Here is a 25880-nt window from a genome sequence, read left to right on the forward strand (position 1 = left end):
TGCTCATTATCCATAAACATACAGACTGTGAATAATAAGGAATTTATAGCTACTCTGGCAAAAAATACAGGTATTGGCAAAGAGAAGACACAGACTTTGGTCAATGCTGTCATAGCAGCCATGTCTGCAACGTTCGACGATGGTGATAATGTCACTGTCGCTAATTTTGGCACTTTTGAACCTAAGAAACGTACAGAACGTATCATTGTTAATCCTTCTTCTGGACAGCGTATGCTTGTTCCTCCAAAGATTGTGCTTAACTTTAAGCCTGCTGCAAATGTTAAGGATAATATGAAGAGAGGAGGAGTAGAATGAGTACGATGAAAGAACTTGCACGCACGATGTCTGAACGACAGGGACTTACACGTGCGGAGGCAGAACAGTTTGTCTATGCAATGTTTGACCTCATAAAATACACCCTGCATTCCGATGATCAGGTGAAAGTCAAAGGACTGGGCACATTTAAGGTTCAGACAGTAAAATCACGCAGTAGTATTAATGTGAATACCGGTGAAAGGGTTTTGATTGATTCTCATGAGAAGATAACTTTCACACCGGATAAGGCTATGGCTGAAGCGGTCAATAAACCTTTCGGACATTTCGAGACAGTCGTGCTCAATGATGGGGTTGTCTTTGATGATATGGAAAATCCTGCAAATGACGAAGTGGGAATTTCCGATGAACCTCGTATAGAACCGAGCATGCAAGAAGCTATGCCAAAACCTTCTAATCAGATAACTAATGTACAGATTATACCGACTGTTCCTGAGGATCTGAATATTGGTTCAGCAAGTAATGAGGCTATTCCAGAGAATCAGGAGATGATTTCTGGCAATCATGAGGAAATTCTGGACCAAGAACATGAAACCATTCCTGAAGATGAGCGGAAGGTTGAAGAAGAGGTTGTTGCAACAGACTCGGAAAACATAAACGCTTCAGACATTAAATCCTTACTGTCGAAGACAAATGCAACGGAAGAAGAATCTCCAGAACAAAATGCCGAAGATGACAAACCGTCTTCTGACAGATCAGGCAAGAAGATGATGTTCTTCCTTTACAGTGTGCTCCTTGCCGCCTTTTTTGTAGCTGGATTCTTTACAGGTCGCATGACGATGACCACAGAACATGCTGCAACCTCTCAGACAAATGTTCCTCCGAAAAAGACTGTTATAAGGAAAGTTGTAAAAAGCGCTCCTAAGCCAGTAGCTGTCAAAAAGAAAGATACTATCCATGTGGAGCAGCCAAAAGCAGAGGTTTCACAACAGCCAACAGTAGAACCGTCAAAGAGTCCGGAAAAGGAAATCCTTGTAAATTCATACGATTCCGACCCGAGAATACGTACAGGAGCCTATATTATCACCGGCATAGAAAAAACTGTAACTGCGAAAAAGGGGCAGACCCTTGAAAGCATTTCAAAGACATATTTAGGTCCTGGAATGGAATGCTATGTAGAAGCTGTCAATGGCGGAGCGAAAGAATTGCGTGAAGGACAAAAAATAAAGATACCTTCTCTCATACTCAAGAAGAAAAAGCAATAAAGCTCAATGTAGAAATATACACTCGACATTTCATAAGACAAACAATCGTCCACATACAGTGCATCGCATTGGAGTTGGGCGATTGTTTTTATTGTCCTTAAACAATAAAAGTGTTATTGTTTTAAAAAACTAAAGAGTGAGGTAAAACCATTTCATTATTTTTTATTACCTTTGCAGTAATTAAGGATAATAATAAATTATTTTCTCTAAACAATGGGTGGTTTTTTCGGGACGATTCAAAAGAAAAGATGTGTTGAGGAGTTGTTTTATGGAATAGACTATCAATCACATCTTGGTACAAAACGTGGAGGTATGGCTACTTACAGCAAGGAGACGGGTGGTTTCAAACGCTCAATCCACAATCTGGAGAGTACATACTTTAGGACTAAGTTTGAGGACGAGTTGCCGAAATTTTTCGGTGAGCAAGGAATTGGGGTAATATCAGACACGGATGCCCAGCCTTTGTTGATGAATTCTCATCTTGGCAGATTCGCTATCGTTACAGTAGCGAGAATAAATAATGCAGAGGAGATTGCCCACAAACTGCTTGCGGAAAACATGGTGCTTTCTGAATTTTCTTCTGGCAGAATCAATCCTACTGAGCTTATCGGGCTTTTGATAATCAAGGGCAAGGATTTTGTCTCAGGAATTGAGAATGTTTACAAGAATGTTCAAGGTTCTTGTTCTATGCTTATTCTAACCGAGGACGGAATAATAGCAGCACGTGACTTTTGGGGCAGGACACCGATTGTTGTTGGACAAAGGAAAGACACTGATGGCAGCATTGAAGCCATGGCGGTAACGTCTGAGACCACAGCTTTCCCTAATCTTGGTTTTGAAATTTCTCATTTTATAGGACCGGGTGAGATTGTGCGACTGACAGCTGGCGGCATGCAACAGTTGCGTAAACCGGAGACGCAAATGCAAGTTTGCTCTTTTCTGTGGATATACTATGGTTTCCCTACATCAATCTATGAAGGTAAGAATGTAGAGGAAATGCGTTATCAGACAGGCTTTGCTATGGGTGAGGAAGATGATACAGAGATTGACTGTGCAGGCGGAATTCCTGATTCGGGTATAGGCATGGCTGTGGGATATGCTGCTGGTCATCATGTTCCTTTCCAGCGCGCAATTTCAAAGTATACTCCTACATGGCCACGTTCTTTCATGCCAACTAACCAAGAGACACGTAACCTTGTAGCGAAGATGAAGTTGATTCCAAACGAGTCCATGCTCAAAGGCAAGCGTTGCCTTTTCTGCGATGACTCCATTGTCCGCGGAACACAGCTGCGTGAAAACACGAAGATTCTCAAAGAACTTGGTGCAAAGGAGGTTCACATGCGCATTGCCTGTCCGCCGCTTATATGGGCATGCCCATTCATAAACTTTTCTGCATCAAAGAATGTTCTGGAACTTATAACACGTCGTGTTATTGAGGATTTTGAGTCAGGAAGAACAAAGGCAACACAATTGAGTGATGTTTCTGGTGGAACAAAAGGAGATGATGTGTCTGAGATGGAAATCTCTGACGAGCGTCTGCATCAATATGCACAGACAGGCTCTCCTGAATACGAGGCAATGGTTGCAGAGATAGCGAAACGACTAAATCTTGATTCCTTGCGTTTCACAAAAATAGAGGATATTATAGAAGCTATAGGTTTGCCAAAGTGCAAGATATGTACCCATTGTTTTGATGGAAGTTCGAGTCATACGATAAAATAATTTCTAAACTTTTATAGCCCTTGTACCTAAAAATAGTGGTACAAGGGTATTTTTAGTACCGCTCTATTGGATTATAGAATAGAGGAGGCGGAAAGAGAATTTGCAAACTTTACTTGAAGAATCTTTGGCATTAGCATTGTTAACGTGTCAGTTCACCAAAGCCATAGAGTAAGTCTGCACGTCCGCCTGTCGGGCGGAAATAAACCAGGCACGAATAGCGATTCTCCGTTTGGTGGTAGTTGCCTTCTGTTGGTAGTGTTATTGTTTCTCCATTATTCTGGCGGAGGAGGTATTGATATGAGTAATATCCCATTTTAAGTTTGACAGCGCAATGGTATTGCTTGTGTTCTGGGTCATACTCCATAAGATACTCATTTAGTAGACGGTCGTTTGTCCATTGGCCATTAAGGTAGACATCACCTTTGAATGGTCGTGGTGAGTCATATGTGAAATGGCAAATAAAGTATTCTGATTCTGTGTCATTGTTTATGTTGTCAGTGTTGCGAATGTAGAATGCTCCGTTGGCATCCTCGTCGTAGACATAATTCGGGCGTGGTTTGTCGGTGAATAGCCATACATGATAGTTCTCTCCGTCGAAATCCGTATGGTCAACTCCCATGGAGGTTCTATGGAGGTCAAGAAACTCAAATTTTCGGTATTCGTTTCCTGCTGTAAAAATCAAATCTTTGCTATGCTTCCATTCCATTCCATCAGCAGAGCGGAATGTCGGGCGTGGCAGCCATCGTGCGCTTGTCCACCTATTATTTTGCAGAGCAATTGTTTTTATTTGGTTATCAGGGTTCTGTATTCTGACATTATTATATGAGAGACGAACAGTGAGTTGTTGGTGTGCATTGTTAAAATCAATATCTGTTGCTGTGGTCATGTCAATACCTACACTGAACTTTGGTTCTATAACCATAAAGCAACATTTTGCTATGTCTTTTCCAGAGTTGTCATCTGTTATTGTGATTCTGTAGTTGCCGGAGAGTTTTAAGCGACATTGTTCATTAGGTAACTGGAGACGGTAATGGGTGTAGAGTGTAGCCATATTTATGGATTCTTGGTAGTCATCAATTGTCAGCCCATTGTAAAATCCATCAATGAAATCTGTCTCAAAAAGTCCTTTGCTTGGTGTCCAATCCGCCTCACAATGTTCGAGTTTGTAAGTGTATCGGTGATAATCATGTGTAAGGTCATCAAATTCTATATTTATTCTTTCATCGCGTCTGAGAGAAATGATAGGTAATCCAAGCCAGTTCTGGTCCGCAACAATTTCAAGAGACTTTATCTCTGGTGAGAGGATTTCATGGCGTTGAGCACTGATGTAAGTAGGTATCAGTGAAAAGAGGTATGTTGCTACTATTATAATTGTATATTTTTGTTCCATGACATGATTTTAATATTGCTGTTGCAAAGATACAAAAATTAATTGAAAAATAGCACTCAACCGACAAAATAAAGTTTTGTAAAAAATAAACATACTTTTCTTATTAAAAGTTTGGAGGTTGTAGTAAAAATTATTATCTTTGCATAAAATTTACATTATAGTATATGAAAAAAATATATTTCTTTTTCCCTCTCCTGATTGCAGTGATGACTCTTATGAGTTGTGGAACTTCTAAAAAGATTGTCTATTTTCAGAATGCAGATGAGGTAAGCCTTGAGGCTTCTCGTATGTTGTATGATGCAAAAATAATGCCGAAAGACCTGCTGTCTATTTCTGTACACACTACAGACGCGCAGGCTTCTGCTCCATTTAATATTACTTCTAGTCAGGGAGCTGGAGGTACAAGTAATAACGGTTATCTTGTTGATAATGATGGTAATATAGAATTCCCTATATTGGGTAAACTTCATGTGTCAGGACTGACAAAAAACCAATGTCAGGATATGATTGCTGCCAAACTGAAACCTTATTTCTTAAAAGAGGAATCCCCATTGGTCAAGGTAAGCATGGCAAATTACCGTGTAACAGTTCTTGGAGAAGTATCAAGTCCTGGAGTTGTTCCTGTATCGGCAGAAAAGATGAGTATTCTTGAGGCTATTGCCGAATCAGGTGATTTGAGCATTTACGGAAAGCGTAATAATGTATTGCTTATAAGGGAGGATGAAAAAGGTGAGAAGAAAATGCATCGGCTGGATCTTACTGATGCAAATATAATTAATTCACCTTATTTCTATCTTCAGCAGAATGATGTTATTTATGTTGAACCAAATAAAGTGAAAAGTGGTAATTCTGCCATAGGCACCTCTACAACAATATGGTTGACGGTTATAACATCATTGGTATCAATAGCTTCTTTAGTAATAAGTATTGCAAGATAAAATATAAAGAGATACAGGAAATGCCTGTATCTCTTTAATTTCATAAATTACTTTCTCATAATCAAATAAAACTCAAGTTAATTATAAAATAAAGTAAAATATTATGTGTGGTATCGTAGGTTACATTGGACAAAGACAAGCTTATCCTATTCTTATTAAGGGACTTAAAAGACTTGAATATCGTGGCTATGACAGTGCAGGAGTTGCACTGATAAATGAAAATAACGACCTTGGAGTTTATAAAGCCAAAGGAAAAGTATCTGTATTGGAAGCTGTTGCAGAGAAAGGTGATACAACAGGTTGTGTAGGAATCGCCCATACACGTTGGGCTACACATGGTGTACCAAGTGAGGCGAATGCCCATCCTCATGTGTCACAGTCCGGCAATCTTACTCTTGTACATAATGGTATAATAGAGAATTATGCTACTCTTCGTGAGCAGCTTATGGAACGTGGATACAAGTTCAAGAGCGAAACAGACACAGAGGTTCTTGTGCAGTTGATAGACTATATAATGACGACAAACAATGTCAACCTTGCCACAGCCGTACGCGGTGCGTTGAACCAAGTGTTTGGTGCATATGCTATAGCGGTTATTGACAGTCGCCATCCTGAACAATTGATAGCAGCAAGGAAATCTTCACCGTTGGCAGTTGGTGTGGTAGAGGACAATTCTGAATTCTTCCTTGCGTCAGATGCTTCCCCAATAGCAGAGTACACAATGCAGATTGTGTATCTCAATGATGAGGAGATGGCTATTATGGAGTGCGGCAAACCGTTGCAAGTCTTCAAACTGAATGGTGAGGCTACTGACGCTGTTGTGAAGGAGGTTGATGTGGATTTGTCTATGCTTGATCATGAGGGCTTCCCTCATTTTATGTTAAAGGAAATCTTTGACCAGCCGAATGTTTTGAAGGATTGTATGCGTGGCAGAATCATTGAGTCTCCTTACTCTCACCAGCCGGAAGTCCTTCTGTCTGCAGTGAAGAACCATCGTCGTGAACTTTTACAGGCCAAGCGCATTGTCATTGTATCCTGCGGAACATCATGGCATGCAGGTCTGATAGGCAAGCAGCTGATAGAACATTTCTGCCGTGTTCCTGTGGAAGTGGCGTATGCATCGGAGTTCCGTTATTCCGACCCTGTCATAGAGCCTAATGATGTCGTAATGGCAATATCACAGTCCGGAGAAACTGCAGATACTCTCGCAGCAATCAGACAGGCAAAAGAGAAGGGTGCTCTTATATTTGGAATAGTCAATAGTGTTGGCTCCAGCATTGCACGCGAGTCGGACACTGGTACTTACATCCATGTCGGACCGGAGATAGGTGTCGCATCCACCAAGGCTTTTACCGGTCAGTTGGTTGTTCTCACAATGATAGCACTTGCCCTTGGCATGGCAAAGGGAACTGTTGAACAAGAGGAATATGAGGAAACTATAAATGAACTTGTTGCCATACCTGACAAGATTAACAAGATTCTTGAGCAGAATGACAAGATACATGCTTTGTCACAGAAGTTCACCTATGCGCACAATTTCCTTTACCTTGGTCGCGCATGGAATTATCCTGTGGCTTTGGAAGGTGCTCTGAAACTGAAAGAAATATCATACATTCATGCTGAAGGTTATCCTGCAGCAGAAATGAAGCATGGACCTATCGCTTTGATTGATGCGGAAATGCCTGTTGTTTTCATAGCAACCCATCATTCCCTTTACCAAAAGAATATCTCCAATATGCAGGAAGTCATCTCTCGTCAGGGGCACATCATAGCAATTGTTACTGAAGGTGACGAGGAAATCAATAAAATGGTAGATGAGGTTATAGAAGTTCCACAGACTTTGGCGTGCCTTGCTCCTCTATTAAGTGTCATACCATTACAGCTGTTGTCTTATCATGTCGCTGTGGCAAAGGGGCTTAATGTCGACCAACCACGTAATTTGGCAAAGTCTGTAACAGTAGAGTGATTTTTATTATATATATTAAAAATGAAAGATGTAACACTTGTCCTTCAGGACGGTACAGAATTTCACGGCAAATCATTCGGTTATGAGAATCCGGTTGCTGGTGAGGTTGTTTTCAACACAGCAATGATGGGCTATCCTGAATCTCTTACGGATCCATCATATGCAGGCCAAATAATGGTGCTTACATTCCCTTTGGTGGGTAATTATGGTGTGCCGGCATTTTCGTTCGAAAAAAATGGCATCGCTACATTCATGGAGAGTGATAAGATTTACGCTAAGGCATTAATTGTTTCCGATTACAGTGAGAGCTATAGCCATTGGAATGCCAAGGAGAGTCTCTCGGATTGGCTCAAGCGTGAAGAAATTCCAGGCATAACAGGCATTGACACCCGTGAACTGACAAAAGTCTTGCGTGAAAACGGTGTAATGATGGGTAAAATTCTTTTTGACAACCAGCCTGACAATATTCCGGAAGCAGAATATAATGGTGTAAACTTTGTAGATAAGGTCTCATGCAAAGAAATTATTCATTATGCGGCAAATGTGGCAACACCAAACGAAGCAAAAACTGTCGTGCTTGTTGATTGTGGCGTCAAGGCAAATATCATAAGATGCCTTATCAATCGTGGAGTAAATGTAGTAAGAGTTCCTTGGAACTATGACTTTACTAACATGGAATTCGACGGGTTGTTTCTTGCTAATGGACCTGGTGATCCGGACATGTGTGTTGAGGCTGTTGACAATATACGCATGTTCATTGAGCGTGAAAGCAAGAAAGCAGACTGTGGCGTGCGTCCTATTATGGGAATATGTATGGGCAACCAGTTGTTGGCAAAGGCAGCTGGGGCAACTGTTTATAAGCTAAAGTATGGACACCGTTCACATAATCAGCCTGTACGTATGGTTGGCACAGAGACATGCTTTGTTACATCACAAAACCATGGGTATGCAGTTGATGCAAAGACACTTGGTTCTGATTGGGAACCTTTGTTCGTCAATATGAACGATGGCTCTAATGAAGGTATAAAGCATAAGAAATTTCCTTGGTTCTCTGCCCAATTTCATCCTGAAGCATGTTCTGGCCCTGTTGATACAGAATTTATGTTTGATAGATTCGTGGAATTGCTTTAAGGCCCTTGGTCTGTTTACATAAAAGAGTTTATGGACATATTATAAACTTATTCAGTTAAAAACATGGTTGACAAAGATATAAAGAAAGTTTTGCTCCTTGGTTCCGGAGCTTTAAAGATAGGTGAGGCCGGTGAGTTTGATTATTCAGGTTCACAAGCGCTGAAGGCTCTTCGTGAAGAAGGGGTCAAGACAGTGCTGATTAATCCAAACATTGCAACAGTCCAGACTTCTGAAGGTGTTGCTGACCAAATTTATTTTCTCCCGGTGCAGCCATACTTTGTAGAGCGTGTCATTGAGAAGGAACGCCCTGATGGTATTCTTCTTGCATTTGGAGGACAAACCGCTCTTAATTGTGGTGTGGAACTGTATAAAAATGGTGTGCTTGAAAAATACAATGTCCGTGTTTTGGGTACGCCTGTGCAAGCGATTATTGACACAGAAGACAGAGAGCTATTTGTGAAGAAACTTGACGAAATTAATGTCAAGACAATAAAATCCCAGGCTTGTGACAATATCGAGGATGCTCGCAAGGCTGCTTCGGAACTTGGCTATCCTGTCATAATCAGAGCTGCATATGCCCTTGGAGGTTTAGGTTCGGGCTTCTGTGATAATGAAGAAGAACTTGACACTCTTGCTGAAAAGGCATTCTCTTTCTCTCCACAGGTTCTTGTTGAGAAATCTTTGAAAGGCTGGAAGGAAATTGAATATGAGGTAGTGCGTGACAGATACAATAACTGTATAACAGTCTGCAACATGGAAAATTTTGACCCACTTGGCATACACACCGGTGAGTCAATAGTCATAGCACCATCCCAGACACTTACAAATTCCGAGTATCATAAGCTGCGTGCCCTTGCAATAAAGATAATTCGGCACATTGGTATTGTTGGCGAGTGTAACGTACAGTATGCTTTTGACCCGCAGTCGGAGGATTACCGTGTCATTGAAGTGAACGCACGCTTGTCACGCTCTTCTGCTCTTGCCTCAAAAGCAACAGGCTATCCTCTTGCATTTGTTGCAGCAAAGCTTGGTATGGGATATGGTCTCTTTGAACTGAAAAATTCTGTTACAAAGACAACGTCTGCATTCTTTGAACCAGCATTGGACTATGTTGTATGTAAGATTCCTCGCTGGGATCTTTCCAAGTTCCGTGGCGTAAACAAAGAACTTGGCTCTTCAATGAAATCTGTCGGAGAGGTTATGGCTATTGGCCGTAACTTTGAAGAGGCAATACAGAAAGGTCTGCGCATGATAGGGCAGTCCATGCATGGTTTTGTGGAAAATAAAGAACTTGAGGTCGCTGACGTCAAGACTGCTTTGAAGGAGCCTACAGACAAGCGCATATTCGTCATAGCCAAGGCGATGCAACGTAAGATTTACACCGTTGAGCAGATTCATGAAATAACGAAAATTGACAGATGGTTCCTCGAGAAACTTCAGCATATAGTGGACATTGATACGCAATTACGCCATTGCACCTCTGTCAATGTTCTTGACAAGGAGTTATTGCGCACTGCAAAGATTTATGGATTTACAGATTTCCAAATAGCTCGCGCTGTTGGGCTTGAAAAGGAAATGGGCAATATGCACAAGGCACTTCTCGCTGTGCGTGCTCTCCGTAAATCATACAACATCTTGCCTGTTGTGAAACAGATAGATACTCTTGCAGCAGAATATCCGGCACATACAAATTATTTGTATATGACATATTCCGGTATAGGAAGTACAGAAAAACCAGCGCACGATATCAAGTTTGAGAAAGACAATAAAACTGTGATAGTGCTTGGCTCTGGTGCTTATCGTATTGGTTCTTCTGTTGAGTTTGACTGGTGTGGCGTACAAGCTCTCAATACTATACGCAAAAGCGGATACCGTTCTGTTATGATAAATTATAATCCGGAAACAGTATCCACGGATTATGATATGTGCGACCGCCTTTATTTTGACGAGCTGACGTTTGAGCGTGTTATGGACATCATTGAGCTTGAGTCTCCTCATGGTGTGGTTGTGTCGACCGGTGGCCAGATCCCAAACAATCTTGCCATGAAACTTGATAAGGAAAATGTGCCAATCCTTGGAACTTCAGCAAAGGATATTGATAATTGTGAAGACCGCGCACAATTCTCCTCTATGCTTGCGAGAATAGGCGTCGACCAGCCTGAATGGTCAGCGCTGACCAGTATGGACGACATCAATGATTTTATTGATAGGGTAGGCTTCCCTGTTCTTGTCCGTCCGTCTTATGTGCTTTCCGGAGCAGCGATGAATGTCTGTTCCAATCGTGAGGAGCTGGAGCGTTTCCTTCAGCTTGCCGCGAACGTATCAGCGGAACATCCGGTAGTAGTATCAAAATTCATCGAGCATGCTAAAGAGATTGATTTTGATGGTGTTGCAAAGGATGGTGAAATAATAGCTTATGCCATCTCCGAGCATGTGGAATTTGCCGGAGTGCATTCCGGTGACGCAACTTTGCAGTTTCCTCCACAGAAGCTCTATGTTGAGACAATGCGTCGCATAAAGCGTATAACGAAGCAGATTGCACGCGAGTTGCATATCTCAGGTCCTTTCAACTGCCAGTATATGGCGAAAGACAATGATATTCTTGTAATAGAGACCAATCTTCGTGCCAGCCGTTCATTCCCATTCGTTTCCAAAGTCTTGAAACTTAATTTTATAGACCTTGCAACGAAAGTGATGCTTAATGTTCCGTTTGATATGCCGGACAAGAATCTGTTTGACCTTGATTATGTAGGTATAAAGTCAAGCCAATTCTCTTTTAACCGTTTGCAAGGTTCTGACCCTGTGCTTGGCGTTGACATGGCATCAACGGGAGAAGTTGGTTGTATCGGTGACGACACATCATGTGCTCTTTTGAAGGCTATGCTTTCAGTGGGTCATCGTATTCCAAAGAAAACAGTCCTGCTTTCAACTGGTGCAACGAAGCAGAAAGCGGAAATGCTTGATGCTGCACATGAGTTGATAAAGAATGGATATGTGCTGTATGCTACCGGTGGCACGCACAGATTCCTTTGCGAGAATGGTGTGGAAAATATTGAAGTGTTCTGGCCATCGGATGAGGGGAAATATCCACAGGCTCTCGAAATGCTTCATGAAAAGAAAATAGACATGGTGGTCAACATACCAAAGAACCATACAGCTCGTGAGCTGGACAACGGATACAAGATTCGCCGTGCGGCAATAGACTTGAATATCCCACTGATTACAAATTCACGGCTTGCAAGCGCATTCATACACGCTTTCTGCACTATGCCAATAGAAAACATTGCAATAAAATCTTGGTCAGAATATAAATAATGGCAATAGTTTCACCTTCGCTGCTGGCAGCGGATTTCCTTCATTTGGAGAAGGACATAGAGATGATAAACAAAAGTGGAGCAGATTGGCTTCATTTGGATATTATGGATGGAATGTTTGTACCAAACATCTCGTTCGGGTTCAGCGTGCTTGACGCCATAGCAAAAGTTCTCAAGAAGCCAATGGATGTTCATTACATGACAATGCGTCCGGAAGATTACATAGAAAGAACTGCAAAGCTTGGCGCAAAATCCATGAATGTTCATATAGAGGCTTGTGGTGAAAGGCTGCCGGATATTATCAGGCGCATCCATGCTGAAGGAATGAAAGCTGCCGTTACCATCAGTCCGGGCACTCCGGTTGAGGCTGTCCGTCCATACATAAACGATGTGGAGATGATTCTCGTAATGAGTGTTTATCCCGGTTTTGGCGGTCAGAAATTCATCGAGGCAACCATCGAGCGCATTCATGCCCTGCGTAACATGATTTCCGAATGTGGCAGTAAAGCCTTGATTGAAGTAGATGGAGGTGTTGATGCTTCAACTGCTCCACGCCTTGTCAAGGCCGGTTGTGACGCGCTTGTGTCCGGTTCGTACATATTCAAGGCTGACAATCCTATTGAGGTGATAGATTCATTAAAACGACTAACCTTATAAATCTTAAATAACTATGAACATAAAAGTTCGTCTGACTATCATGAACTTCCTGGAGTTTGCCGTCTGGGGAGCGTATCTTACAAGTATGGGCAATTATCTAGCAAATGCAGGTTTTGGTTCAATAATCGGATGGTTCTATTCCATTCAGGGAGTTGTGAGTATGTTTATGCCAGGCATAATGGGTGTTGTTGCGGACCGTTGGATACAGGCTCAGCGTCTTCTCTCCTTGTGTCATCTTGTTGCCGGAACTTTCATGGCTGTTGCCGGATTCTATGGAATGTCTGATGGCTGTGACATAAGCTTGCTTTTCACATTGTATGCAATCAGTGTTGCTTTTTACATGCCTACATTGGCATTGTCCAACTCTGTGGCTTTCAACTCTTTGACAAAAGCCGGATTGGATACGGTGAAAGATTTTCCGCCAATCCGTATTTTTGGAACAATTGGCTTTATCTGTACAATGTGGCTCGTAGACATTTGTGGTTATCAGTCGACAAGCCAGCAGTTTATAGTGTCAGGTGCTCTCAGTCTCATTCTTGCAGTCTATGCACTTACTCTTCCGGCATCTCCTGTAAAGGCAGCTTGTACAACATCAGACAATTCGGAAACTATTGTTCAGAAACTTGGTTTGGATGCCATACAACTTTTCAAGAAGAAGGAAATGGCAATATTCTTTATCTTCTCAATGTTCCTTGGAGTAAGTCTGCAAATCACAAATGGGTATGGTAACACTTACATATCAGCATTCAAAGAAATTGCGGAGTTTGCAGACACTTTCGGTGCACAGCATGCGAATATTCTGATTTCCATTTCCCAAATCAGTGAGACATGCTGCATCCTTCTGATCCCATTTTTCTTGAAACGTTTCGGAATAAAGAGTGTCATGATGATTGCAATGGGAGCATGGGTGCTTCGCTTCGGACTTTTTGGCACAGGCAATCCCGGAGACGGTGTATGGATGTTTATTCTCAGTTGCATTGTTTATGGTGTTGCATTTGACTTTTTCAACATTTCTGGAGCATTGTTTGTGGACAAGAGCACGGATTCTGATATTCGCTCTTCCGCTCAGGGACTGTTTATGATTATGACAAACGGACTTGGAGCCACGGTCGGTACTCTTTCCGCGCAAGCCGTCGTAAACAATTATGTATTCTATCAACCAGAGAGTCTCCAGATTGAAGGATGGCGCACTTGCTGGTTCATCTTTGCAGGCTACGCTCTTGTGGTTCTCGTGATGTTTGCAATAATCTTCCAACCAAAGAAAACAACCAAATAAATAAAATGTGTGGAGCAGGGGGATGATTACAAGTCCCCCTCTTCTATTGTTTAATGCTACGTTAAATAATCAAATTCATCTTCTTTATGCAGGAAAAAGTTGAATTGAAAGTTCATAGTGTCTCAGAGATTGTCGGCAACCCTGAAGTTGGTATTGTCGTGCTGATGGACAAGGCTGAAGTCATGCAGATTGCTATTGTATGTGACAAGGCGATGAAAGAATCCCTTCACATGCATATCTCCAAACAAAGAGTGTGCAATACGATGCTGCCTGATGTTTTGGCGAACATACTCCTCAACCAAGTCGGCTACAAGTGCGAGCTTGTGATAAATGACATCGTTGACGGTGTGTATAAGGCAATGATAATCAATACAGACACCAATCAGCCTTTATCTCTTCGCGCCTCTGATGCAATCCTAATGCATGTCATCACCAAGACACCGCTCTACGCCACCATGCAACTGATGAAGCGCCAAGCTGTTCCCGCCACTAACGGTGGCATATCAATGGCACTTCCGTACAACGCTTTGTCAGACAAAATGCTGCAGGATGCGATGCAAAGCGCGGTAGAACAGGAAAAATACGAAATGGCTTCTGCAATTCGTGACGAACTGAGGAAGAGGGGGAAACTTTAGAATAGTGATTCTTCTGTAGAGTACTTCTCTCCATAATTTGTTTTTATTGCAAAATTCAATTCCTATACTGACAAAAAACATAATTCACCATAAAATGAAAGAAGTCCGCTTTTTTTATGCACCAGAAGCGACAATGTCCGAAGAATTGCCACAGGAAGAGGCGACACATGCCATTCGTGTCCTACGCCTGCAGCCAGGCGATGAGATATTCCTGATGGATGGCAAGGGTGCGTTCCACCGTTCCGAAATAACACTTGTCACGAATAAAAAGTGCCTGTACCGTATTGTGGAGACAATGCCACAAGAGCCAACCTGGCATGGACACATACATCTTGCCATTGCCCCTACAAAGATGATGGATAGGATTGAATGGATGATTGAAAAGGCAACCGAGATTGGTTTTGATGAGATTTCCTTCCTCAACTGCCGCTTCTCAGAACGAACAAAAATCCGTACTGACAGGGTTGAGAAAATCGTAGTGTCAGCTGTGAAACAAAGCCACAAGGCTTGGAAACCTATAGTCAATGAGATGCAGGATTTCAAGAGCTTCATTCGTCAGCCACGTGAGGGGCGTAAGTTCATCTGTCACTGCTATGAAGAAATCTCTAAAAAGGATTTTTTCAGGTTGATAAGTTCTGTTTCACACGAGGACTCCTTGCATGAAAGTGACGATATAACCGTGCTTGTCGGTCCGGAAGGCGATTTCAGCATCGATGAAGTCCGCATGGCGATGGACAACGGTTATGAGTCTGTCACACTTGGCAAGAGCCGTTTGCGTACAGAAACTGCCGGTCTGCAGGCTGTATCCATGTCCAATCTTGCAAGAAGACTTTGAGCAAATGAGGTATTGCAACGCCGGTTTGGGATAAAATTTGTGTCACATCGGTTTCTTGGTTGTCATAAGTGAGAAAGGTATATGATATTACGTGAAAATCAGGAATAAGAAGTGACATAATAAAAGGTTACTTCTTGTATTATAAAAGGTAACGCTTGGTGTAATGAAAGGTAACACTTTGAGTGGTCAAGTGTTACCTTTCATTGTATATATAATGTTTTAACATCTTTTGTGTTTTATGTTTGCTAAAACAATAAGATATATGACAATTTGTAAGCAACTGTCCTGTTCTGCTGATATATTGTCGAAATGTAAAATCTCCGGTCTTGAAAGAAAATTTCTTTTCACGGATTTACGCAGATTATAATAGAACAGAGGTGGCTCTTTGTTATGCTACAGCACGTTACACTTCATCTGCAGCGTATATGAAAGCAGTGGCTGCAGACTTGTAATCAAAGATTTCCTCGTCCTTGAAGAAACGTTTAAGTTCGATTGCCGCATTCTCAATGGAATCGCTTGTATGCACAATATTCTCTTGGGATGACATGGCGAAGTCTCCTCGTATTGTGCCCGGAAGGGCTTTGCGTCCGTTGGTGGTGCCTGCCATCTGTCTTACAACCTCAACGGCTCCAACGCCTTCAAAGCAGCAGACTATTACCGGAGTTATCATCATTGCGTCCTTCAACTGTTGGAAGAACGGACGTTCGGCAAGGTGGGCATAATGCTCACTGAGGACTTCGTCCGTCAGCCGGCACATTTTCATTCCTGCCAAGCGCAGTCCCTTTTGTTCAAATCTTTTCGTCACTTCACCGACAAGTCCACGCTGTAGACATGAAGGTTTGAGGATAACCAATGTTTTTTCCATTGTTTTTGTTTAGTTAATAGGATTAGTATGTTGTTTTATTATGTCTATTCTTACCGGCGTATAATGTCTATACAGCTGTTCGGAATATTCTTTTTCTTGTTGCCGTCAGGATAGCTCCTCGGGTGAAAAGGTAGCAGTTGAATGCTGCCCACAGTCCATGGTTCTGCAGAGTGGGGTAGAGCATGTAGTTCAGGGATATGAATATCACCATTCCGGCAGCTGTGGACAGCAACATATAGTGTGTGGCTGCCGCACCGATATAGATGCCATCCCAAATGAATGCTGCCATGCCACATATTGGGAACAAGAGAATCCACAGCCTGTAGTCCATTGCAGAGTTGCGTACATCGGCATCATCTGTCAGCATACTGATAAACCATTGTCCTCCGATAAGGTACGTCAATGTGAATGCAGCAATCATTATGCCTCCCCAAATGAACAGATTGCGTACAACGAGGTTATAGCTTTTTCTGTCCTGTGCCCCTATGGTCTTGCCGGCAAGAGCTTCTCCTGCAAATGCGAAGCCGTCCATGAAATAACTGTACAACGTGAATAGCTGCATAAGGATTGTGTTGACGGCAAGTGCTGTGTCACCGAGGCGTGAGCCTGCCGCTATGAATATGAAATGCACAGTGATAAGACATATTGTCCTGAGGAATATGTCCTTGTTGATAGAAAAGAACCTTGATAAGTCATCTTTGGAAATCTGCTTTATGACTTCTGCAAGTCGGTTTGTTTCTGAAAAAACAATCTTTTGATATTGCTTCTTCAGCATAAGAAGAGCTGTGAGAAAAACACCCCATTGTGCAGTAACTGTTCCCAAAGCTATGCCTTCAACCTTCATTCCGAATCCATAGACAAGCGAAAGGCTGATGATGATGTTCAAAATGTTCTGTGCTATGGCTATGAACATTGGTGTACGGGAATTTTGCATTCCTATCAGCCAGCCGTTGATAGCGAACAATCCCAGTGATGCCGGTGCTCCAAAGATACAGATATTGAAATATATACGTGCCAATTTGCCTACATCTTCCGATGGGGCAATGATGAAAAAAGCTGTCTCTCTGATAATTACAGCCAACACGATGAGTGCAGTGGATATCAGCAATGCAACTCCAAGGCTGCATACAAGCAGCTTTCTTATCTCCTGAAAGTCTTTCCTTCCGTAAGCCTGTGCTGTCATGCCGCTTGTTCCCATACGTAGGAAAGCAAACATCCAATATATAATATTGAACAACATTCCGCCAACAGCTATCGCACCGATGTATGCTGCCGAGCCGAGATGCCCTGTTATTGCGACATCTATCAGTCCGAGCAGTGGCACTGTTATGTTGGAGATTATGCTGGGGAGGGCAATGTCAAGGATTTGTCTGTTCATGGATAAAGAAGGTGAACCGGAAAGTCTATGCTGGAATGTGCTGGGATGTCCAACCGGGTAATATGTAGATTGCTACATGAGTTCGAGACCAAGTTCCCTTACAAGGAAATTGAACGATGGCAGTTGACTCTTGAATTTCGCAAATAGTTCCGGCGGTGTCAGGATTTTCTTCAGTTCCGTATTCTCAGCCAGACGGTAGGATATGTTTATCTCGGAATTTGCAAGTTCTTTTGCCAGTGTCGCCCAAATTCTTGTATGGATTTGTTTCAGTTGGTCAAGTAAGATACTGTTTGTAACAACTATTTCCACATTCGGAAAGTCCGTGATGTGTGGCTCAAGGTTACGCATGCTTGTTGCAAGCCCGATGTATTCGCGTTTCTGTGCCATGCGGTTGCACATAGCCATCCATTGCAAGGCAAGTTCGTCATTGTTGAAAACTTTTGCTTTACCGTCGTCTATAACCTTTGTCTCTACGTTGGCGGCTTGTACATTGTCCTTTTTGGAGAGAGAACTGAATGTTCCGCCAAGAGCACCGAGTTTCATTTTTGGCATACCGGAGACAGACTTTGGCATATCATGATGCTTGTTCTCTGAGACTGCTGTTCCGGCATTTGTGGCAGATACGGTTACTCCGCTTCCTTGCTGTGCTGTCTGCTCTGCGTTCTGCAAGGAATTCACAGCCCCGGCCACCTGCTCTGCCGGTTTTGGCTGTTTGGGAGTGATGTTCTTAAACAGGGATTTCAATCTTCGCCCCAGACGGGGCGCACCGTCGCTACTGTCTGCCGGTTGTGTTATTTGGGCAACTTCTATGAGTGTAAGTTCGACGAGAAGCCGTTTGTTGCTGCTTTGACGGTAGTTAAGGTCGCACCGTGTAAGTGTCTGCAGAGCCTTGTAGAGGAACAATGCAGAGCATTTTTGCGCTTGTTCCTGATAGCGCTGTGCATAACGCTTGCTTGTCTCGAGGAGCGGGATTGTCTGTGCATCCTTGGCCATCATCACGTTGCGTATGTGCTCGGCAAGTCCGCTGACAATGTTTCCGCCATCCATACCGTCGGAAAGCATTCTATTGAGCAATACCATTGTCTCCGCACATTTGTTTTGGAGTGCAAGGTCTACAATTTGGAAATAGTTTTCTATATCCAGGAGGTTAAGGTCTTTGACAACTTTTTCCAATGTTATGTTTCCCTGGCAGAATGATGCCGCTTGGTCGAAGATGGAAAGAGCGTCACGCATCCCACCGTCCGCTTTTTCAGCAATGACTTCCAAAGCCTCCTCTTCATAGGTGTATCCTTCCTTTTCGGCAACCATTTTCAGATGATTGACAGTGTTTGGTACTGTCATTCTGTCGAAGTCATAAATCTGGCAGCGTGATAGGATTGTCGGGAGAAGTTTGTTCTTCTCTGTCGTTGCAAGGATGAATATAACGTACGATGGCGGTTCCTCAAGTGTCTTTAGGAAAGCGTTGAATGCTTGTGTGGACAGCATATGGACCTCATCAATGATGAAGACTTTGTATTTGCCAACTTGTGGTGGAATACGTGTCTGCTCCATCAGTTGCTTAATGTTTTCGACAGAATTGTTTGATGCAGCGTCAAGTTCGAATATGTTGTAGGAGCGTTGCTCTGCAAAAGCTTTGCAACTCTCACACTCTCCACAAGCTTCACCGTCGGCAGAAGGGTTTTCACAGTTGATTGTTTTGGCGAAAATGCGTGCACATGTTGTTTTTCCCACACCACGTGGACCGCAGAAAAGAAATGCGTGTGCAAGTTTTCCTGACTTGACAGCGTTTTTCAGCGTGGTAGTCAGAGCTTCCTGTCCTACAACAGATGCGAAGGACATGGGGCGGTATTTGCGTGCTGAAACTTGGTATTCCATAATTCAGTTGTCGGTTATTGTTATTTTTCGCAAAGTTACGAAAAATGGATGAGATATTAAATAAGGTATTTGATAAATTAAGAAATTATAAGGAACAGGTGATTTTACAAACAAATCTTAATTATTGCGCTTGGTGGTTGAAAAGTACGGGAAATTTGCGTACTTTTGCAAAGATGATTTTTTGTAATATGTTTTTATGAACAAAACGGCAATACATAGCATACTTTCACGATATAAATATCTGATAACTTTTGTTATTGGCACTATTGTCGTTGGTTTTGCGGATTCGAATAGCCTGTATCATCGTGTGTTGCTCCAATATGAAATCTTAGATTTGCAGTCAGAGATAGAACAATACACTAAGATTTATGAGAAAGATAAAAGTCAGCTACGTGATCTTGAGCGTAATCCGAGAAACATAGAACGCATAGCTCGTGAACGTTATTTTATGAAGACAGACAACGAGGATATCTTCGTGCTCAGTACAGATCCACGTTATGTCAACGAATTCCAAACAACTAAAAGCGAAGAGGAAAATGAATAAATCAAATGGTGTTGTCATGCTCATTGGTGGGCTTCTGATGGTAATAAGTACAGGTCTTCTCGTAGCCTCAATGCTAATGTCGGAATACGATTGGGCTTCTGTTGCTGCGAAGATTGTTCCATGGACATATATAGTAGGTTCTGCCACGTATGTTGTAGCACAGCGCAGGGATGTTGCTGATAACGGAACTTTGACACTTAGGAGGTTGTATTCTATCCAGCTTGTTTCTGGAATTTGTTTTGTTTTAGCTGGTCTGTTGATGGTAGAGAATGTTTATCATTTCCTGCGTCCACTCATTGTCAGCAGCATTGATGGTTATTTCACATATATCCAGTTTGTCCACAACAATTGGGTTGTTCTGCTTCTTGTTGGTGCAATATTGCAAATGTACACGACTCACAGAATATCGTCAGAGATGAAAAAATAGTCTTAAAAACCTATAAAACATGGTAGGATAAAATTAAATTGAATGAATTTTTTTTCATTCTTGAATATATCATAGTACCTTTGCATTGCAAAAGCACTTATATTTTACCTTAATTAGATGAATAAAATACTATACACCATACTGACAGTTTTGACTTGTACTTCCTGCTCTAAGACGTTTGAGGTGCAGGGTACTTCCAATATTTCCACACTTGATGGTCAGATGCTGTATTTGAAGGCTATCAAGAACGGTGAATTAAAGAATATTGACTCTTGCGAGGTTGTACATGGACAGTTCAAGTTCTCTGGCTCAACAGATTCTGTATATATGGCAACTATCTTTATGGACAACGAAAGTGTCATGCCTATAGTGCTGGAGGAAGGTAAAATATCCATTCAGCTTAATAATACAAAGCAGAACTGTACAGGTACTGCACTTAATGACAAACTGTCACATTTTATAGACAACTACAATAGGCTGCAAAATCAGTATAATGACCTCTCGCATCGCGAGAACCAAGCGATTATGGATGGTGCAGACATGAATGATGTCTATAAGAATCTTACTGCTGATGCCGAGCGTATAGCTGTAGCGCAGGATAAATTGATAACAGGATTTATCTGTGATAATTTCGACAATATCCTTGGTCCTGGCGTGTTTATGATGATTACATCTGTATATGAGTATCCGGAACTGACCCCATGGATAGAAGACATAATGAGCAAAGCGACAGATACGTTCAAGACAGATAGCTATGTGAAGGATTATATGGATGCTGCACAGCGCAACCAAAACATAATGAACGGCATGGAGACTCCAGCGCCACAACCACAAGCTCCTATCAGTTCAACTGAATCCATGCCACCGACTCCTGCTGACATGGCTGAACCGGTGGAGCAGCAATAAATATAATATTTTGAGAATACTTATAAAGAATGGAACGATTGTCAATGAGGGAAAGTCTTTTGTTGGCAATATAATTACAGATGGTGACAGGATAAATGCCATTGTCCCATCAGAAGAAACTCCCTGTGGTGTTTATGACGAAGAGATAGACGCCACAGGGTGTTTTGTTATTCCCGGAGTGATAGACTCACATGTGCATTTCAGAGAGCCCGGACTTGTGCATAAGGCAGACATCGAAAGCGAAAGTCGTGCTGCTGCTTATGGTGGTGTGACCACATATTTTGATATGCCAAACACAAAACCTCAGACAACAACGCTTGAGGCTTTGGAGGACAAGTTCATTATAGCAAAGGAGAAAAGCCATGTGAACTACAGTTTCTTCTTTGGCGCAACTAATGATAATGTGGAATTGTTTTCCGGTATTGACCGTCACCGTATTCCAGGGATAAAGCTATTTATGGGTAGTTCCACAGGAAACATGCTCGTAGATAGTGGAAAATCATTGGAAAAAATATTCCAAGTGTCAAAAGAACTTTCCTTACCATTAATGGCGCACTGTGAGGATACCGGTATCATAGACTCCAATATGGAGAAAGCCAAAGCACAATATGGTGAAGACCCGCATGTGAGATTACATCCTATTATACGCTCAAAAGAAGCATGTATGGCATCTGCGGCAAGAGGATTGGAACTCGCAAAAAAATATGGTACACATTTTCATTTGGCTCATGTCTCAACGCAAGAGGAACTTGCCCTTGTCAAGAAAATTAACGCCGAATGCGTGAATAAAGAAATTACTAGCAGCATTCCTCAGATAACATGTGAGGCAACAGTAAGCCATTTGATGTTCTGTGATAAGGATTACGAAACTTTGGGAACGCGCATAAAATGTAATCCTGCAATAAAAGGCATTGCGGATAGGGAAGCATTGCGTAAAGGACTTTCCAATGGAACCATATTTACCATAGGAACTGACCATGCTCCACATACTCTCGAAGAGAAAACAGGTGGAGCGTCAAAAGCTGTTTCAGGAATGCCTATGCTACAATTCTCATTAGTGGCGATGCTGTCGCTTGTTGACGATGGTGTCTTAACAATAGAGCAATTGGCAGATCTGATGTGCCATAATCCGGCACGGTTGTTCTCTGTTCGTGACCGAGGTTTCTTGCGTGAGAACTATAAAGCGGATATTGTCATTGTTTCAAGAAATATTGAAGGGTGGACACTTACTGCTGATGGCATAAAAAGCAAATGCCATTGGAGTCCGCTGGAGGGGAAGAACTTTCATTGGAATGTAGTTCACACATTATGTAATGGAAAACATATATTAGCGAATGGTGTATTTGATGAAGAATCACGTGGAGAAGAAGTGTGCTTCCGTTAATAATTGATTGAATTCATAAAATAAGATGCAGATTATAAACACATTAGAACGAAGAATATGAAACATTACTATAACAATACCCCACAGGATTATTCTTATATTCAGGTCGAGTATGAAGCTCCACTGCTTGAGTATCTTTTGAAAAACGTGAAAATGTCACGCAATAAGATTAAGGATACTTTGCAGGGGAGGGGAATAAAAGTTGGTGGCAAGACTGTCACGCAGTTCGATTATCCATTAAAGCGTGGAATGAAACTCGCGATCTCAAAGTCGAAGCGCAATGACACATTCAAGTCAAAGTGGGTTAAAATAGTCTATGAAGATCGCTATCTTATCGTTGTGGAGAAAATGCCGGGTATTCTTTCCATGGCAGGGGCACACACAACACTCAATGTAAAAACTGTCCTTGACGAATATTTCTGCAAAACAAGACAAAAGTGCCGTGCACATACTGTCCATCGCCTTGACCGTGATACAAGCGGATTGATGGTGTATGCAAAAGATATGGAGACTGAGCAGATACTTGAGCACAATTGGCATGATATTGTGTTTGACCGTAGGTATGTTGCTGTGGTATCCGGTGAGATGGAGGATGACCAAGGTACTGTTGCAAACTGGCTGAAGGACAACAAAGCATACGTAACTTACAGTTCTCCTGTAGACAATGGTGGAAAATATGCTGTGACACATTATCAGACATTGGCACGCACAACTGAGCATTCGCTTGTGGAATATAAATTGGAAACAGGACGCAAAAACCAGATTCGTGTCCATACAGCCGACCTTGGGCATCCTGTATGTGGAGATGTAAAGTATGGTAATGGGGATGATCCGTTGCACCGCCTGTGCCTGCATGCATATATGCTGTGTTTCTACCATCCTGTAACACGCGAACCAATGGAATTTACAACACCGATACCTTCCACCTTCCGTAGGCTTTTTAAATAATTCTACCCATTAATACGATGTGTATATTTTGCTTCATAAATATGAATCTATAATATGCAGGAACAATCGAAACCATAACATAGAATAATGTAACATGGAAAATTTAACATACTATGCCCTCTGCATTGTAGCCTTTATCATTGGTGTATGGCTTCTGAAAAGATGTGTTGGATGCCTGATACGTACAATCATAACAATCATCATTCTTGCAGGGTTGGCATACATTTATTTCAATTTCTACTCATGAAACTGCAAAAAAACATTAAATATAATGTTTCAGTAAACGATATGTAGTGTTAATTTGCTAAAAATGAGTAACTTTGCATTCGCTTTCACGTGTTGGAAGCATATTATCTAATTATTAACCGTGGCACGTGTGCCGCACAAAACAATTATTTAACTCATGGCAACAAAAATTCGCCTCCAGCGTGGTGGTCGTAAGGGCTACGCATTCTACAGTGTTGTAATCGCAGATTCACGTGCTCCACGTGACGGTCGTTTCATCGAGAAGCTTGGAACTTACAACCCAAACACAAACCCTGCAACTGTTGACATCAATTTCGAGCGTGCTCTCTACTGGGTAGAGTGTGGTGCTCAGCCAACAGACACAGTACGCAACATCCTCAGCAAAGAGGGCGTTTACCTTATGAAGCACCTCAAAGGTGGTGTTAAGAAGGGCGCATTCGATGAGGCTGCTGTTCAGCAGAAGTTTGACGCTTGGAAGCAGGCTAAAGTAAACGGTATTGATGCTGCAAAGGCTGCTATTGCAAAGGCAAAGGAAGCTGCAAAAGCAACACAGCTTGCGGCTGAGAAAGCACAGAATGAAGCAAAGGCAAAGGCTGTAGCTGAAAAGAAGGCTGCCGCTGTTGCTGCACAGGCTGAGGCTGCAGCAGAAGAGACAGAGACAACAGAAGCTGCTGAGGCTTAATTTCTTTTTCTTCTCAAAGACCGAAGAAATCTTTTGTCTGGAAATGCTTCTACAATTTCTCAGACAAAAACTTAAATCCGCACATATCTTATTTCACAATGGGATATGTGCGGATTTCTTTTGTAGAGTATTATAAAGGAATTAGCGGACTAATATTGGGGAATTACTTTACATTTAAGTTGTACTTGTACTAAGACGCAGTTGATTTTTAGTAATAAATTAGTTTCCAACAATTACTTACTATAAACATAATGACTCTATAGATTAAGGAGTTGTCGCAGGTCTTGAACATACCGTTCAAACGCTGTACGTCCATAATCTGTTACACGGCAGGTGGTTCGGGGCTTCTTTCCTGCAAACCCTTTCTCCAACGCAATGTATCCAGCGGAAGAAAGTTTATCAAGTTGCACACTGAGATTTCCGGCAGTAGAACCAGTTTTTTCTCTAAGATAAACGAAATCAGCTTCTTCCACATTCATAAGAATTGACATCACAGCCAATCGTAGTTGTGAGTGTAGCAATGGGTCAAGTTCTTTCATTCTCTTTGCTTCTTTTAATTTTCTTGGCTATAATAAATGCAGGAACAATAAACATCAGAAGAAAACATAGCATGTAGAGTGGCACAACCCATGAATAAAGCAATGGGATGCGGCAAAGAGTACAAATGATCATTGCTACTCCGGAAAAGATGGAGAACAGACCGCCAAACACATACGAGTTCTCTTTTAACAGTACACCGGTCATTGTTGCTCCAAAGCCTACAATGATAAAAGCGTAGAACAGCATGGCAATCCATGCTTGTGGATAGCCGCATTGATGGGCTATAAAGCAGCCAATACTAATGCCGATAGCTATATAGCCTACTATTTGCCATAGTCTGTCTGTTGCATAATCAACATAGGTTTTGGCACTCTTTGTATCGGCAACCTTTGATGCAAGAACTATGTTTGCCGGAATTCCGATGATAGGAATGGCGAACCAAACAAAGTGAAACCAAGGATTATGCGTGGTAGTGATAAGAATCCACGTTGCGGCAGCAGTCGCAATAGTGACAACTGCCCACATAATCGAGATACGGAGATCGGACATCGCTACACGTTGCTTGGAGTTCTGAATCATGGAGGTAATCAGTTCCATACTTTCCTGTGGGGTGAGTTTCTTGTCGTTCATAATCAAGAGTTTTTGAGAGGTTTGTAATTAGGTTTATTTTATAAACCATAGTG

General features: G+C 42.0%; 24 protein-coding genes. 18 read left to right on the top strand and 6 right to left on the bottom strand.

Going from position 1 to position 25880, the window contains the following annotated elements:
• Positions 1-27 precede the first annotated feature (27 nt).
• From HPS57_RS00255 to HPS57_RS00265, 3 genes are all read left to right on the top strand, one after another.
• Positions 28-315 (top strand): HU family DNA-binding protein, encoded by a 288-nt coding sequence (locus HPS57_RS00255; protein ID WP_172179145.1) that lies wholly within the window; start codon positions 28-30, stop codon positions 313-315.
• 5 nt (positions 316-320) lie between these two features.
• Complete coding sequence (locus HPS57_RS00260) at positions 321-1538, top strand: HU family DNA-binding protein (protein WP_256378273.1); 1218 nt, start codon at positions 321-323, stop codon at positions 1536-1538.
• Positions 1539-1751: 213 nt separating this feature from the next.
• Positions 1752-3260 (top strand): amidophosphoribosyltransferase, encoded by a 1509-nt coding sequence (locus tag HPS57_RS00265; protein WP_172179147.1) that lies wholly within the window; start codon positions 1752-1754, stop codon positions 3258-3260.
• A 139-nt stretch (positions 3261-3399) separates the two neighbouring features.
• On the opposite strand, the gene HPS57_RS00270 is transcribed toward HPS57_RS00265, so the two are convergent.
• Positions 3400-4650 (bottom strand): type IX secretion system plug protein, encoded by a 1251-nt coding sequence (locus HPS57_RS00270; RefSeq protein ID WP_172179148.1) that lies wholly within the window; start codon positions 4648-4650, stop codon positions 3400-3402.
• 164 nt (positions 4651-4814) lie between these two features.
• On the opposite strand from HPS57_RS00270, the gene HPS57_RS00275 reads away from it, so the two are divergent.
• From HPS57_RS00275 to HPS57_RS00310, 8 genes are all read left to right on the top strand, one after another.
• Positions 4815-5588 carry a polysaccharide biosynthesis/export family protein gene (locus HPS57_RS00275; RefSeq protein ID WP_172179149.1) on the top strand — a complete coding sequence of 258 codons (774 nt, stop codon included), beginning with the start codon at positions 4815-4817 and terminating at the stop codon, positions 5586-5588.
• 103 nt (positions 5589-5691) lie between these two features.
• Positions 5692-7554 (top strand): glutamine--fructose-6-phosphate transaminase (isomerizing), encoded by a 1863-nt coding sequence (glmS, locus tag HPS57_RS00280; RefSeq protein WP_172179150.1) that lies wholly within the window; start codon positions 5692-5694, stop codon positions 7552-7554.
• A gap of 21 nt (positions 7555-7575) precedes the next feature.
• On the top strand, positions 7576-8685 hold the full coding sequence (gene carA, locus HPS57_RS00285) for a glutamine-hydrolyzing carbamoyl-phosphate synthase small subunit (RefSeq protein ID WP_172179151.1): 1110 nt from the start codon (positions 7576-7578) through the stop codon (positions 8683-8685).
• A gap of 63 nt (positions 8686-8748) precedes the next feature.
• The gene (gene carB / locus HPS57_RS00290; RefSeq protein ID WP_172179152.1) at positions 8749-12000 is read left to right on the top strand and encodes a carbamoyl-phosphate synthase (glutamine-hydrolyzing) large subunit; all 3252 of its coding nucleotides are present in this window, start codon (positions 8749-8751) and stop codon (positions 11998-12000) included.
• Positions 11997-12656 (top strand): ribulose-phosphate 3-epimerase, encoded by a 660-nt coding sequence (gene rpe, locus HPS57_RS00295; protein ID WP_172179821.1) that lies wholly within the window; start codon positions 11997-11999, stop codon positions 12654-12656. The genes carB and rpe overlap by 4 nt, the downstream gene beginning before the upstream one ends.
• Positions 12657-12669: 13 nt before the next feature.
• Positions 12670-13932: an MFS transporter gene (locus HPS57_RS00300; protein WP_172179153.1), complete on the top strand. Its 1263-nt coding sequence runs from the start codon at positions 12670-12672 to the stop codon at positions 13930-13932.
• Positions 13933-14018: 86 nt separating this feature from the next.
• Positions 14019-14567 (top strand): bifunctional nuclease domain-containing protein, encoded by a 549-nt coding sequence (locus HPS57_RS00305; RefSeq protein WP_172179823.1) that lies wholly within the window; start codon positions 14019-14021, stop codon positions 14565-14567.
• A 94-nt stretch (positions 14568-14661) separates the two neighbouring features.
• Positions 14662-15402, top strand: a complete 741-nt coding sequence (locus HPS57_RS00310) for a 16S rRNA (uracil(1498)-N(3))-methyltransferase (RefSeq protein WP_172179154.1) — start codon at positions 14662-14664, stop codon at positions 15400-15402.
• A gap of 403 nt (positions 15403-15805) precedes the next feature.
• On the opposite strand, the gene ndk is transcribed toward HPS57_RS00310, so the two are convergent.
• From ndk to HPS57_RS00325, 3 genes are all read right to left on the bottom strand, one after another.
• Positions 15806-16267, bottom strand: a complete 462-nt coding sequence (ndk, locus tag HPS57_RS00315) for a nucleoside-diphosphate kinase (RefSeq protein WP_172179155.1) — start codon at positions 16265-16267, stop codon at positions 15806-15808.
• A gap of 67 nt (positions 16268-16334) precedes the next feature.
• Positions 16335-17645, bottom strand: a complete 1311-nt coding sequence (locus tag HPS57_RS00320) for an MATE family efflux transporter (RefSeq protein ID WP_172179156.1) — start codon at positions 17643-17645, stop codon at positions 16335-16337.
• A gap of 72 nt (positions 17646-17717) precedes the next feature.
• On the bottom strand, positions 17718-19523 hold the full coding sequence (locus HPS57_RS00325) for a DNA polymerase III subunit gamma/tau (protein ID WP_172179825.1): 1806 nt from the start codon (positions 19521-19523) through the stop codon (positions 17718-17720).
• A gap of 193 nt (positions 19524-19716) precedes the next feature.
• On the opposite strand from HPS57_RS00325, the gene HPS57_RS00330 reads away from it, so the two are divergent.
• The 7 genes from HPS57_RS00330 (at position 19717) to HPS57_RS00360 (ending at position 24657) form a co-directional block, all read left to right on the top strand.
• The gene (locus HPS57_RS00330) at positions 19717-20064 is read left to right on the top strand and encodes an FtsB family cell division protein (protein WP_172179157.1); all 348 of its coding nucleotides are present in this window, start codon (positions 19717-19719) and stop codon (positions 20062-20064) included.
• The gene (locus tag HPS57_RS00335) at positions 20057-20491 is read left to right on the top strand and encodes a hypothetical protein (RefSeq protein WP_172179158.1); all 435 of its coding nucleotides are present in this window, start codon (positions 20057-20059) and stop codon (positions 20489-20491) included. Before HPS57_RS00330 ends, HPS57_RS00335 begins: the two co-directional genes overlap by 8 nt.
• A 117-nt stretch (positions 20492-20608) precedes the next feature.
• A complete protein-coding gene (locus tag HPS57_RS00340; protein WP_172179159.1) occupies positions 20609-21397 on the top strand; it encodes a DUF4369 domain-containing protein in 789 nt (262 codons plus the stop codon).
• 10 nt (positions 21398-21407) lie between these two features.
• Positions 21408-22781: a dihydroorotase gene (locus tag HPS57_RS00345; RefSeq protein ID WP_172179160.1), complete on the top strand. Its 1374-nt coding sequence runs from the start codon at positions 21408-21410 to the stop codon at positions 22779-22781.
• A 57-nt stretch (positions 22782-22838) separates the two neighbouring features.
• Positions 22839-23729, top strand: a complete 891-nt coding sequence (locus HPS57_RS00350; RefSeq protein ID WP_172179161.1) for an RluA family pseudouridine synthase — start codon at positions 22839-22841, stop codon at positions 23727-23729.
• A 94-nt stretch (positions 23730-23823) separates the two neighbouring features.
• On the top strand, positions 23824-23976 hold the full coding sequence (locus HPS57_RS00355) for a hypothetical protein (protein WP_172179162.1): 153 nt from the start codon (positions 23824-23826) through the stop codon (positions 23974-23976).
• A 156-nt stretch (positions 23977-24132) separates the two neighbouring features.
• A complete protein-coding gene (locus tag HPS57_RS00360; RefSeq protein ID WP_172179163.1) occupies positions 24133-24657 on the top strand; it encodes a 30S ribosomal protein S16 in 525 nt (174 codons plus the stop codon).
• Positions 24658-24914: 257 nt separating this feature from the next.
• Here HPS57_RS00360 and HPS57_RS00365 read toward each other — a convergent pair whose 3' ends face one another.
• Positions 24915-25196, bottom strand: a complete 282-nt coding sequence (locus HPS57_RS00365) for a winged helix-turn-helix domain-containing protein (protein WP_172179164.1) — start codon at positions 25194-25196, stop codon at positions 24915-24917.
• Positions 25183-25827 carry a hypothetical protein gene (locus tag HPS57_RS00370; protein ID WP_172179165.1) on the bottom strand — a complete coding sequence of 215 codons (645 nt, stop codon included), beginning with the start codon at positions 25825-25827 and terminating at the stop codon, positions 25183-25185. The genes HPS57_RS00365 and HPS57_RS00370 overlap by 14 nt, the downstream gene beginning before the upstream one ends.
• Between the last annotated feature and the right edge of the window lie 53 nt (positions 25828-25880).

Origin of the sequence: Palleniella intestinalis (assembly GCF_013166595.1) — a bacterium.
Lineage (GTDB): Bacteria > Bacteroidota > Bacteroidia > Bacteroidales > Bacteroidaceae > Prevotella > Prevotella intestinalis.